The organism is Pseudomonas helleri, assembly GCF_045830615.1.
In the GTDB taxonomy this organism is placed as follows: Bacteria; Pseudomonadota; Gammaproteobacteria; order Pseudomonadales; family Pseudomonadaceae; genus Aquipseudomonas; species Aquipseudomonas helleri.
Map to the genome: position 1 here is coordinate 4,669,087 of NZ_CP174501.1, position 13,118 is coordinate 4,682,204.

A 13,118-nucleotide genomic window follows, 5' to 3' on the forward strand; every position below is an offset into this window, starting at 1 on the left:
GCAGGATGTATATCTATCGATTGGTCCTGTTGCTGGTTGTCGGGATCTACCTGTTTTCCCCCGCCATCATGGATTGGTGGATTGACGCGACGGGCGCCTGGTACAGGCCGTATCTGCTTTGGCTGATTCTGATCGTTGTGACCTTTATTCTTCAGAGCCAAAAAGATGCCGATGAGCTTTAGCCTGACCCAGATGGTGCTGGTCAGCGCCGCGTATTTGCTGGTGCTGTTTGCGGTGGCGTGGATCAGTGAGCGCGGCATGATCCCGCGCGCGATCATCCGCCACCCGCTGACTTACACCTTGTCACTGGGTGTTTACGCCAGCGCCTGGGCGTTCTACGGCACCGTGGGCCTGGCGTACGAATACGGTTACGGCTTTTTATCCAGCTACCTCGGGGTGTCCGGCGCGTTCTTGCTGGCGCCCGTGTTGCTCTACCCCATCTTAAAAATCACCCGCACCTACCAGTTATCTTCACTGGCAGACCTTTTTGCGTTTCGCTTTCGCAGTTCATGGGCGGGCGCGCTGACCACGATTTTCATGCTGATCGGCGTGTTACCGCTGCTGGCCCTGCAAATTCAGGCCGTGGCCGACTCCATCAGCATCCTGACCCGAGAACCGGTGCAACACCGCGTAGCCCTGAGCTTCTGCGCGATGATCACCCTGTTCACGATTTTCTTCGGTTCACGGCACATCGCCACGCGTGAAAAGCACGAAGGGCTGGTGTTCGCCATTGCCTTTGAATCGGTGATCAAGCTGGTCGCCATCGGCGGCGTTGGCCTGTACGCGCTGTACGGCGTATTCGGTGGCCCGCAGCAACTGGAAGTCTGGCTGCTGCAAAATCAGACCGCTCTCGCCGCCCTGCACACCCCGCTGCAAGAAGGCCCTTGGCGCACCTTGCTGCTGGTGTTTTTTGCCTCGGCCATTGTGATGCCGCACATGTATCACATGACCTTCACCGAAAACCTCAACCCGCGCGGGCTGGTCAGCGCCAGCTGGGGCCTGCCCCTGTTCCTGCTGCTGATGAGCCTGGCCGTGCCGCTGATTCTCTGGGCCGGGCTCAAGCTGGGCGTCACCACCAACCCCGAATACTTCACCCTGGGGATTGGCATCACAGCCAACAGCAAAGCCCTGGCGTTACTGGCCTATGTCGGCGGGCTTTCGGCGTCCAGCGGATTGATCATCGTCACCACCCTGGCGCTGTCGGGCATGGCGCTCAACCACCTGGTGCTGCCGCTGTATCAACCGCCCGCAGAAGGCAATATCTACCGCTGGCTGAAGTGGACCCGCCGCGCGCTGATTGTGGCCATCATCATGGCCGGCTACGGGTTTTACCTGCTGCTGGGCGCCGAGCAAGACCTCGCCAACCTGGGCATCGTCGCCTTTGTCGCCACCTTGCAGTTCCTGCCGGGCGTACTCTCGGTCCTGTACTGGCCAACGGCAAACCGCCGCGGCTTTATCGCCGGGTTGCTGGCCGGGATCGTGGTGTGGATGGGCAGTATGCTGTTCCCGCTAATCGGTAACTTCCAGGGCTTCTACATCCCGTGGCTCGACATGATCTACGTGCTGGACGATACCAGCTGGCACATGGCGGCCATCGCCTCGCTCGCCGCCAACGTTCTGATGTTCACCCTGATCTCCTTGTTCACCAACGCCAGCCCCGAAGAAGCCAGCGCCGCCGAAGCCTGTGCGGTAGACAACGTGCGTCGCCCGCAACGTCGCGAACTGCATGCCGCCTCCCCGCAAGAATTTGCCACCCAACTGGCCAAACCTCTGGGCGCCAAGGCCGCGCAAAAGGAAGTCGAGCAAGCCTTGCGCGACCTGTACCTGCCCTTCGACGAGCGGCGGCCGTACGCCTTGCGGCGCTTGCGTGACCGGATCGAAGCCAACCTGTCCGGCCTGATGGGTCCCAGCGTTGCCCAAGACATGGTTGAAACCTTTTTGCCTTACAAATCAGGCGGCGAAAACTACGTCACCGAAGACATCCACTTCATCGAAAGCCGGCTTGAGGACTACCACTCGCGCCTGACCGGTCTGGCCGCCGAGCTCGATGCCTTGCGCCGCTATCACCGCCAAACGCTGCAAGAGCTGCCGATGGGCGTGTGCTCGCTGGCCAAGGACCAAGAGATCCTGATGTGGAACAAAGCCATGGAAGAACTGACCAGCATTCCCGCCCAGCGGGTGGTCGGTTCACGCCTGAACACCCTGGGCAACCCGTGGCGCGAATTGTTGCAGGGCTTTATCGACCTGCCCGACGAGCACTTGCACAAACAGCATCTGGCCCTCGACGGCCAAACTCGCTGGTTGAACCTGCACAAAGCGGCCATTGATGAACCGCTGGCACCGGGCAACAGTGGCCTGGTGTTACTGGTCGAAGACTTGACCGAAACACAGATGCTCGAAGACAAACTGGTGCACTCCGAGCGGCTGGCCAGCATTGGGCGACTGGCCGCGGGCGTGGCCCATGAAATCGGCAACCCGGTGACCGGCATCGCTTGCCTGGCGCAGAACCTGCGCGAAGAGCGCGAGGACGACGGCGAACTGACCGAGATCAGCAGCCAGATCCTTGAGCAGACCAAGCGCATCTCACGCATTGTGCAGTCGCTGATGAGTTTCGCCCACGCGGGCAGCCATCAGCACAATGACGAGCCCGTCTGTCTGGCCGAAGTGGCGCAGGATGCCATTGGTCTGCTGGCCTTGAACCGGCGCAACTTTGAGGTGCAGTTTTACAACCTGTGCGACCCCGATCACTGGGTCGACGGCGACCCGCAGCGCTTGGCGCAAGTATTGATCAACCTGCTCTCAAACGCCCGCGACGCCTCGCCTGCCGGCAGCGCCGTGCGGGTCAAAAGCGAAGCCAGCGAACACACAGTCGACCTGATCGTTGAAGACGAGGGCAGCGGAATTCCGAAGAACATCATGGACCGATTATTCGAACCCTTCTTCACCACCAAGGACCCTGGCGAAGGCACCGGCTTGGGCCTTGCACTGGTCTATTCCATCGTTGAAGAGCATTATGGACAAATCACCATCGACAGCCCGGCTGACATTCAGAGCCAACGCGGGACCCGTATTCGGGTGACACTACCGCGTCATGTCGAAGCGACGTCCGCTGTGAACTGAGACCGTCGAGAGAACTGAATCAATGCCGCATATTTTGATCGTCGAAGACGAAACAATCATCCGCTCCGCGTTGCGCCGCCTGTTGGAGCGTAATCAGTACCAGGTCAGCGAAGCCGGCTCGGTACAGGAAGCGCAAGAGCGTTTCAGCATTCCCTCGTTCGACTTGATAGTCAGCGACTTGCGTCTGCCCGGTGCGCCCGGCACCGAGCTGATCAAGCTGGGCCAAGGCAAGCCGGTGCTGATCATGACCAGCTACGCGAGCCTGCGCTCAGCCGTCGACTCAATGAAAATGGGCGCGGTCGACTACATCGCCAAGCCGTTTGATCACGACGAAATGCTCCAGGCTGTGGCGCGCATCCTGCGCGATCGGCAAAACAGCCAGACGGTGACCGCCGCTGACCGCCCGGCCGCCAAGCCCGGTAACACCGACAAAAACACGGTGGACAACAGCAACGGTGAAATCGGCATCATTGGCTCATGCCCACCGATGCTCGACATGTACAGCAAGATCCGCAAAGTCGCGCCCACCGATTCCAATGTGCTGATTCAAGGTGAGTCGGGCACGGGTAAAGAGCTGGTTGCCCGCGCCCTGCACAACCTGTCCAAACGCGCCAAGGCCCCGATGATCTCGGTCAACTGTGCGGCCATTCCTGAATCCCTGATCGAATCCGAACTGTTCGGCCACGAAAAAGGCGCGTTTACCGGCGCCAGCGCCGGGCGTGCCGGGCTGGTCGAAGCCGCCGACGGCGGCACACTGTTCCTCGACGAAATCGGTGAGCTGCCCCTGGAAGCCCAGGCGCGCTTGCTGCGCGTGCTGCAAGAAGGCGAGATCCGCCGCGTGGGCTCGGTGCAGTCGCAAAAAGTCGATGTGCGCCTGATCGCCGCGACCCACAGAGACCTCAAGAACCTGGCCAAGGTTGGCCAGTTCCGTGAAGACTTGTACTACCGCTTGCACGTTATCGCGCTCAAATTGCCGCCTTTACGCGAACGCGGCGCTGACGTTATCGAAATCGCCCGCGCTTTCCTCGCCCGTCAAAGCGCCCGTATTGGCCGTACCGACCTCAAGTTCGCCCCTGACGCAGAGCGCGCCATCAGCCATTACTCATGGCCGGGTAACGTTCGTGAGCTGGAGAACGCCGTAGAGCGCGCCGTGATCCTGTGCGAAAGCCCGGAAATCTCGGCCGACCTGCTGGGTATCGACATTGAACTGAGCGACTTGCAGGACGACGACTTTATCGGCCTGGCGCCGCAACAGAGCATCAGCAGCGGTAACACCAGCCTGGACCCGACCGAAGACCTGTCACTGGAAGACTACTTCCAGCACTTCGTTCTGGAGCATCAAGACCACATGACCGAGACCGAACTGGCCCGCAAGCTTGGCGTGAGTCGTAAATGCTTGTGGGAACGTCGCCAACGTCTAGGCATTCCGCGCAGAAAAACCGGTGTCGCCAGCGAAAACTGAAACGGGTTACGCCGTAGGTAACACCTCACACCGAGAGAAAACTGTTACCGCTGATTAATCACGTAACAAAAGCCGGGGTTTACGGTAACGAAACCCCGGCTTTTTTTGGCCTGCCAAAAAGTGAAAAGCCAGAAAACCCCCTATTTTGCTGGGCCGCGCAAAAGTTGGCACGACCCCTGCTATATGTATTCGTACAAGAACAATAAGAATCACAGCAACACACAATAAAAATAAGACGTATCGGCTCACGCATAACAAAAACAACACGGCGGAGGCGCAGCTAACTGATTGTTTTGGAGAGGCGTTGTACATGGGGCTTGCCCCACGGCTAGGCAGAGAACAACAAAAACTGCACTTAAAGCAGAGCCTGAACTAGTTGGATCATTGATCACATCAACACAGCGACCAAAGCAATCCGTTTGCTCTTATCTCTCAATTTGAGAGGGTTACACAGGCTAAAACCTGGTAACCAGGGCACTTAACAAAAACAAAAAGCCCGAAACTCATAATAAAAATAGAGCATGCAACTAATTCTGGGGGAGCTTCGGCTCCCCTTGTGCTTGCTGCGATTCAGAAAAAATCCCTTACCGGCTCTAACTCAAGCCTCTGGTAGCTATTTATAGCGTTCCGTTTGTAGCTTCGCGCGCAAGAGCGGCTCAGCTTCCTACACCATCCCCTGACTAAATGCTAGAATCCCCGCCCATCATGCGGTCATTCTTCGTTTTGGCCGAACATTCCTTCAAACAGTGCATCCCATGCTGAAGAAGCTGTTCCAGTCACTCCGTACTCCCAAGCGTCGCACGCAACAACTGCGTAGCACCCCAGAAGTGCTCAACAGCGGCCAACACTCGCTGCAACGCGCTCAATTCAGCCGTTACGCCGTCAACATCGTCGAACGTCTGCAGAACGCCGGTTATGAGGCCTATCTGGTCGGCGGTTGTGTGCGCGACATGCTGCTCAACATCACGCCCAAAGACTTCGACGTTGCCACCAGCGCCACCCCTGAACAGGTGCGTGCAGAGTTTCGCAATGCGCGGATCATTGGCCGCCGGTTCAAGTTGGTTCACATCCACTTTGGCCGTGAAATCATCGAAGTCGCGACCTTCCGCGCCAACCACCCGCAAAACGACGAAGAGGAAGACAGCAACCAGTCCTCGCGTAACGAAAGCGGGCGCATTTTGCGTGACAACGTTTACGGCACCCTTGAAGAAGACGCCCAGCGTCGTGACTTCACGATCAACGCCCTGTATTACGACCCGGTCAGCGAGCGCATTCTTGATTACGCCAACGGCGTGCACGACATCCGCAATCACCTGATTCGCCTCATCGGCGACCCTCAGCAGCGCTACCAGGAAGACCCGGTGCGCATGCTGCGTGCGGTGCGCTTCGCAGCCAAGCTCGACTTCGGTATCGAAAAACACACCGCCGCACCGATCCAGGCCCTGGCGCCGATGCTGCGCGAGATCCCGTCTGCGCGGTTGTTCGAAGAAGTCCTCAAGCTGTTCCTGTCGGGCAACGCGGCAGACACCTTCGAGATGCTGGTTGACCTGCAGTTGTTCGACCAACTGTTCCCGGCCAGTGCCGAAGCACTTGAGCACAACCCGACGTACACCCACACCCTGATCAGCGAAGCCTTGCGCAACACTGACCTGCGGATCAAACAAGGCAAACCGGTCACCCCGGCGTTCCTCTTTGCCGCCTTGTTGTGGCCAGCCCTGCCGACACGCGTCATGCAATTGCAAGACCGTGGCATGCCCGCCATCCCGGCCATGCAGGAAGCAGCGCATGACCTGATCGCAGAACAATGCACGCGCATTGCCATCCCCAAGCGTTTCACGCTGCCGATCCGCGAGATCTGGGACATGCAAGAACGCCTGCCGCGCCGCAGTGGCAAACGCGCCGATGCATTACTGGATAACCCGCGCTTCCGTGCCGGCTATGACTTTTTGCTGTTGCGTGAAAGCGCTGGTGAACAGACCCACGGTCTGGGCGAGTGGTGGACCGACTACCAGGACGCCAACGACAGCGGTCGCCGCGAGATGATCCGCGAACTGAGCAATGCCAAGGATGACGGCACCGGCCCTGCCCCGCGCAAACGTCGCCGTACCAGCAGTAGCAAGCGTAAACGTGCAGGCGCAGACGAGTAAGTGATGGAACGTATCTACATCGGCATGGGCAGCAATCTGGCTGAGCCCACAGAGCAATTGCGCAGCGCTGTCCAGGCGCTGGCGCAACTGCCGCAGTCAACTCTGGCCGGTGTTTCGGCGTTCTATCAAAGCGACTCGTTACTGCCCGGCCAGCCGCGCTACACCAATGCCGTGGCGGCCATCGACAGCGCCTTGGCACCGCTGGAACTGCTGGATGCCCTGCAAGCCATCGAGCTTGATCAGGGCCGCGAACGTCACGAACGCTGGGGTCCGCGCACGCTGGATCTGGACATCCTGCTCTTTGGCGATCGCCTGATCGACGAACCTCGCCTTAAAGTCCCGCACTACCATATGCACGCCCGCCCTTTCGTGCTGTACCCGCTGGCCGAACTCGCGCCCGCAGCGCTGGTACTCGCTGACGGCCGCCGTCTTGAGCAATTGCTTGCAGACTGCCCATTCGTCGGCCTTGAGCGTATGGCGCCATTCGCTGAAACGAATCAATAACCGCGGTAACACCCACGCGGTAACACCTCTAATTGACTTCCAGTGTCCCCGTCACGACTATAGGCATCCCGCTGCCGTCCATTCGACGGCGCAATGTGAAAAGCAGGCGTTATAAGCACCGTTACTAAAAGGTGTGCCTGCTTCTACGATGAATCACATGCGTGACACGCAGTGGTTATCACACTGCCTGACGAGGATCCTTTTTCATGCCGGCTATTACCCTGACCACCCTGCAAAGCCTTAAGCAAAAAGGTGAAAAAATCACCATGCTGACGTGCTATGACGCCACCTTTTCCCACGTCTGTAATCAGGCGGGTGTGGAAGTGTTACTGGTGGGCGACTCCCTGGGCATGGTTCTGCAAGGGCATGACAGCACTCTGCCAGTCACGACCCGCGACATGGCGTACCACGTGGCCAGCGTCAAACGCGGCAACCAGGACGCACTGATCCTCGCCGACCTGCCCTTCATGGCCAACGCGACCACTGAGCAAACCCTGAACAACAGTGCCCAACTGATGCAGGCGGGTGCGCACATGGTCAAAGTGGAAGGCGCGGTGTGGCTTGCCGAGTCGATCCGCTTGCTGACCGAGCGCGGTATTCCCGTGTGCGCGCACATGGGCCTGACGCCACAAACCGTCAACGTCCTGGGCGGCTATAAAGTCCAGGGCCGTAACGAAAACCAGGCCCGCCAAATGCGCGCCGATGCCATTGCCCTGGAACAAGCCGGTGCGGCCATGTTGCTGCTCGAATGCGTCCCCAGTGAATTGGCCAAGGAAATCACCCACGCGGTGAAAATCCCGGTGATCGGTATTGGCGCTGGCAGTGACACCGACGGCCAGGTGCTGGTCCTGCACGACATGCTCGGCCTGTCACTGACCGGGCGCGTTCCCAAGTTCGTGAAGAACTTCATGACGGGTCAACCCGACATCCAGTCAGCAATCAGCGCTTACGTGGCTGAAGTTAAAGCCGTCAGCTTTCCTGGCACCGAACACGGGTTCTCTGCATGAACACAGTCAAAACCGTTCGCGAATTGCGCGCAGCCGTCGCACGCGCTCGCAGCGAAGGCAAACAAATCGGCCTGGTGCCCACCATGGGCAACCTGCACAGCGGCCATGCGGCTTTGGTCACCACCGCTGCTCAGCAAGCCGATTTCGTGGTGGCGAGCATTTTCGTCAACCCGCTGCAGTTCGGTGCCAATGAAGACCTCGACACCTACCCGCGTACGCTCGCGGCCGACCAGGAAACGCTCCTGCAAGCAGGCTGCAACCTGCTGTTCGCGCCGACTGTAGAAGAAATGTACCCAAACGGCATGACGGGCCTGACCCGCGTGACCGCCGCGCAACTGAGCAATGAACTGTGCGGCAGCCGCCGTCCGGGGCATTTCGACGGCGTCACCACTGTCGTCAGCAAGCTGTTCAATATGGTTCAGCCCGACTTGGCCATCTTTGGCCAAAAGGACTTCCAGCAACTGGCCGTTATCCGCGCCATGGTCCTTGACCTGAACATCCCGGTGCAGATTATTGGCGAGCCGACTGTACGTGCTGAAGACGGCCTGGCGTTGTCTTCGCGCAATGGCTATTTGACCGAAGAACAGCGCCAGCTCGCGCCAGCGCTGTATCGCCATCTGAACGAAATCGCCCAGGCCATCAAGGCCGGTGAGCGCGATTACGCCGGTCTGGTTCGCCACCACCTGGCGCTGATCGAAGCCAAAGGTTTTCGCCCCGACTACCTGGAGATCCGCCAGGCACAAACTCTGCTGCCAGCCACTGCCGATGACCGCGATCTGGTGATTCTGGTTGCGGCGTTCCTCGGGGCAACACGCCTGATCGACAACATTCACCTGAACCTTGAAGGTTCTTTTTAACAAGCAGACTGCACGGAACAGCAGATCCGCCGCCTAACCCTTCACCTATCACTGAAAACTGTGTAGTACCCGAGTAACATGCTCGTGACAAAAGTTACGCAGCAGTGTCAGACAAAGCCGAGACAGAAGCAGGCGCGAGGTTTACTGTAATCGCCCTGCTTCTGAATGAAGCGCAGAATCAGACCAGCCGAAATCTTGACCTCAGATCGAAGGTTTCGGTGTTTTCAGTGTCCAAAAGGCAGTTCAAGCAAAAGGATATTCGCAGCGATGGCGTACTACCGCACTCCTCACGACGTTACCGCTCTGCCCGCCTGGCAAGCGCTCAAACTTCACCGCGCCGACATGCAACATTTCAGCATGCGCGATGCGTTCAACAGCAACCCCAAGCGCTTTGAGGATTTCACCCTCAGCAGCTGCGGGTTGTTTCTGGATTACTCGAAAAACCTGATCACCGACCAGACCCGCAGCTTGCTGGTCAATCTGGCCAACGAAGCCGATCTTAAAAACGCGATCAAGTCGCTGTTTGAAGGCGACATCGTCAACGCCTCCGAGGGTCGCCCGGCCCTGCACACGGCACTGCGTCGCCCTGTGGCCGACAAACTGTCGGTGAACGGCGTCAACATCATGCCGCAGGTGCATAAAGTCCTGAACCAAATGACCGAGCTGGTCGGCCGGATTCACGACGGTCTGTGGCGTGGTTATACCGAAAAGCCAATCACTGACGTGGTCAACATCGGCATTGGCGGCTCGTTCCTCGGCCCTGAGCTGGTGTCTGAAGCACTGCTGTCCTACGCGCAAAAAGGCGTTCGCTGCCACTATCTGGCGAACATCGACGGCAGCGAGTTCCACGAACTGACCGCAAAACTGCGCGCCGAAACCACGCTGTTTATCGTCTCGTCGAAATCCTTCAATACCCTCGAAACCCTCAAGAACGCTCAAGCAGCGCGGGCCTGGTACTTGGCTCAGGGTGGTTCGGAGGCTGAACTGCATCGCCACTTTATCGCCGTGTCGAGCAATAACGCGGCGGCCGTAGCGTTCGGTATTCGCGAAGAAAACATCTTCCCGATGTGGGACTGGGTAGGCGGTCGTTACTCGCTGTGGTCGGCCATCGGTTTGCCGATTGCACTGGCCATCGGCATGTCCAACTTCAAAGAACTGCTGTCCGGTGCTTACAGCATGGACCAGCACTTCCAGAACGCCCCGTTCGAACAGAACATGCCGGTGCTGATGGCCGCGCTGGGTGTGTGGTACGGCAACTTCTGGGGCGCGCAAAGCCACGCGATCCTGCCGTACGACCACTACCTGCGTAACATCACCAAGCACTTGCAACAGCTGGACATGGAATCCAACGGCAAGAGCGTACGCCAGGACGGCACACCGGTCTCGACCGACACCGGCCCGGTGATCTGGGGCGGCGTAGGCTGCAACGGTCAGCACGCTTATCACCAGTTGTTGCATCAAGGCACCCTGCTGATTCCGGCCGACTTTATCGTGCCGATTGTCAGCTTCAACCCGGTGTCCGATCACCATCAGTGGTTGTACGCCAACTGCTTGTCGCAAAGCCAGGCGCTGATGCTGGGTAAAACCCGCGCAGAAGCCGAAGCCGAGTTGCGCGACAAGGGCATGAGCGAAGACGAAGTGCAAAAGCTCGCGCCGCACAAGGTCATCCCGGGCAACCGTCCGAGCAATACCTTGGTGGTTGAACGCATCAGCCCGCGCCGTCTGGGTGCGCTGGTGGCGCTGTACGAGCACAAAGTCTTCGTACAAAGCGTTATCTGGGGCATCAACGCGTTCGACCAGTGGGGCGTTGAGCTGGGCAAAGAACTCGGCAAAGGCGTTTACAACCGCCTGACCGGCAACCTCGAAGAGCCAGCTGAAGACGCATCGACCCAAGGTCTGATCAACTACTTCCGCGGCCGTCATCGCGGTTGATTGATAGCCAGCCAGTCTTCCCGACTGGCTGGCTCAACCGAGGCCCCATGGAACTTATCCGCCGCCCCATCGAACGCCAGATCATGAGCCTGACCGGGCTTTCGCTCGGACGTCTCGACCTCGAAAACCCTAAAGGCGACCCTGGCCTGTTTGGCCCGGACTCGATCAGTTGGCGTGTGCACGGTGACTTCACCAGCATGCTGATTGGCGGCATCAGCGCCTTGATGCTGCAAGCCTTGCACCCACTGGCCCTGGCCGGGGTGTGGGACCACTCCAATTTCCGCCAGGACATGCTGGGCCGGTTGCGTCGCACCGGGCAGTTTATTTCCGGCACCACCTTTGGCTCCACCGCGGACGCCAACTGGTTGATCGACAAGGTACGCACCATTCACCTGCAAGTGACCGGTACCGGGCTTGATGGCCGGCCTTATGCCGCCAGCGACCCTGAACTGCTGACCTGGGTGCATGTGGCCGAAGTCAGCAACTTTCTTGCGGCCCATCTTCGCTACCGTAATCCGCATTTGTCTGGCGAAGATCAAGACCGTTACTACGACGAAATAGCCTTGGTCGCTGAACGCCTGGGCGCTACGCAGGTGCCGCGCTCACGCCAGCAAATCGCCGAGTACCTCGACCGTGTTCGCCCGCAGTTGCTATGTGACGAACGCAGCCATGAAGTGATTCGCCTGCTGCTCAATGCGCCCGCCCCCAGCTTGCTGGCCAAACCATTTGGAGCATTGATGATGCAGGCCGGGATTGATTTGCTGCCCGATTGGGCCAGTGATCAACTTGGGCTTGAACAACGTCCTGTCACGCGCCAGCTCGTGCGCACGTGCGTGAATAGCACCGCGCCGATCTTGCGCTGGGCCGTGCGCAATGGCTCGGTGCAACGCGCACGACGGCGTATGAGGCTTGAATGACGGGTGCCAGGCAGCGGTGACAGCGTCTGTTCTGTTAAACTGCCGCGCCTTATCTGTCCCCCAAGGCGCAACGCATGTCTTCCTTGAATCAGGCGCTGCGCGCCGCCCTCGATAATCGTCACGATCTGCTGGCCGAGCTGCACAGCCAGGGCACTGATTGCTATCGCCTGTTCCACGGCAGCCAGGAAGGCGCTGGCGGTTTGACCATCGACCGCTACGGCCCGCAGTTGCTGGTGCAAAGCTTCCATCAGCGCCTTGAGCGCGATGATCTGCTGCAACTGCATAACACCATCAACCAGCACCTGGGCCTCGAATTGCTGCTGGTCTACAACGACCGCTCCCAGGGCAACTCGCGCATCGATCGCGAAGACACGGTGTACCGAGCTGAAGAGGCTGCGCTGGCTGACATGGTCGGTCACGAATGGGGGCTCAACTACCGCGTTCGCGGTCGCCATGCTGGGCAGGACCCGCTGTTGTTTCTCGATCTGCGCAATGCACGCGGCTGGGTCAAACAACACAGCGCAGGTAAAAGCGTCCTCAACCTCTTTGCTTACACCTGCGGTGTGGGCCTGAGCGCAGCCGCGGGCGGGGCCAGTGAAGTCTGCAACCTGGACTTTGCCGAGGGCAACCTGGCGGTAGGCCGTGAAAATGGCCTGCTGAACTCGGAACTGAAAAAAATGAAGTTTGTGCAGTCCGACTACTTCGCCGCAATCCGCCAACTGGCCGGGCTGCCCATCGTACAACGCCGTCACAAACTGCCGGCCTACCCGCGCCTCGATCAGCGTGAATACGACCTGGTGCTGCTCGACCCGCCAGCCTGGGCCAAAAGTGCGTTCGGCACCGTCGACCTGCTGCGCGACTATCAAAGCCTGCTCAAGCCTGCGGTACTCACCACCGCCAAAGACGGGGTGCTGATCTGTTGTAACAACCTGGCAAAAGTCAGCATGGACGATTGGCGTGAGCAAGTCTTGCGCTGCGCCGAGAAGGCTGGCCGCCCCGTGCGCGACTGGCAGGTCCTGACACCCGCTGCAGACTTCCCGTCCATGGATAACCAGCCGCCGCTGAAAACGCTGATTTTGCAGTTCTAAAACGCAGCATATAAAGGGAAAAGTCCTACCCGAAATAAGGCGCTCATATCGGAACCGGAAACGCGTGCCATACTCAAAGGCACT

At 59.1% G+C, this 13,118-nt stretch carries 10 protein-coding genes; all 10 read left to right on the top strand.

Going from position 1 to position 13,118, the window contains the following annotated elements; translation table 11 throughout:
• Positions 1–5 precede the first annotated feature (5 nt).
• A complete protein-coding gene (locus tag ACJJU9_RS21105; protein ID WP_003176118.1) occupies positions 6–182 on the top strand; it encodes a hypothetical protein in 177 nt (58 codons plus the stop codon).
• Entirely contained in the window at positions 166–3,120 is a 2,955-nt protein-coding gene (locus ACJJU9_RS21110; protein WP_162208453.1) for a sensor histidine kinase, read from the top strand. Before ACJJU9_RS21105 ends, ACJJU9_RS21110 begins: the two co-directional genes overlap by 17 nt.
• 22 nt (positions 3,121–3,142) lie before the next feature.
• A complete protein-coding gene (locus tag ACJJU9_RS21115; protein ID WP_407729448.1) occupies positions 3,143–4,582 on the top strand; it encodes a sigma-54-dependent transcriptional regulator in 1,440 nt (479 codons plus the stop codon).
• 755 nt (positions 4,583–5,337) lie between these two features.
• The gene (locus tag ACJJU9_RS21120) at positions 5,338–6,729 is read left to right on the top strand and encodes a polynucleotide adenylyltransferase PcnB (protein ID WP_048385644.1); all 1,392 of its coding nucleotides are present in this window, start codon (positions 5,338–5,340) and stop codon (positions 6,727–6,729) included.
• A 3-nt stretch (positions 6,730–6,732) separates the two neighbouring features.
• Positions 6,733–7,233 carry a 2-amino-4-hydroxy-6-hydroxymethyldihydropteridine diphosphokinase gene (folK, locus tag ACJJU9_RS21125; RefSeq protein WP_278940825.1) on the top strand — a complete coding sequence of 167 codons (501 nt, stop codon included), beginning with the start codon at positions 6,733–6,735 and terminating at the stop codon, positions 7,231–7,233.
• A gap of 206 nt (positions 7,234–7,439) precedes the next feature.
• On the top strand, positions 7,440–8,240 hold the full coding sequence (panB, locus tag ACJJU9_RS21130) for a 3-methyl-2-oxobutanoate hydroxymethyltransferase (RefSeq protein ID WP_123751740.1): 801 nt from the start codon (positions 7,440–7,442) through the stop codon (positions 8,238–8,240).
• Positions 8,237–9,097, top strand: coding sequence for a pantoate--beta-alanine ligase (gene panC, locus ACJJU9_RS21135; RefSeq protein ID WP_048385648.1), 861 nt, complete (start codon positions 8,237–8,239; stop codon positions 9,095–9,097). The genes panB and panC overlap by 4 nt, the downstream gene beginning before the upstream one ends.
• A gap of 267 nt (positions 9,098–9,364) precedes the next feature.
• Entirely contained in the window at positions 9,365–11,029 is a 1,665-nt protein-coding gene (gene pgi, locus ACJJU9_RS21140) for a glucose-6-phosphate isomerase (RefSeq protein ID WP_048373288.1), read from the top strand.
• Positions 11,030–11,076: 47 nt separating this feature from the next.
• Complete coding sequence (locus tag ACJJU9_RS21145) at positions 11,077–11,946, top strand: oxygenase MpaB family protein (RefSeq protein WP_407729449.1); 870 nt, start codon at positions 11,077–11,079, stop codon at positions 11,944–11,946.
• Positions 11,947–12,020: 74 nt separating this feature from the next.
• Positions 12,021–13,034: a class I SAM-dependent rRNA methyltransferase gene (locus ACJJU9_RS21150; protein WP_407729450.1), complete on the top strand. Its 1,014-nt coding sequence runs from the start codon at positions 12,021–12,023 to the stop codon at positions 13,032–13,034.
• Positions 13,035–13,118 lie beyond the last annotated feature (84 nt).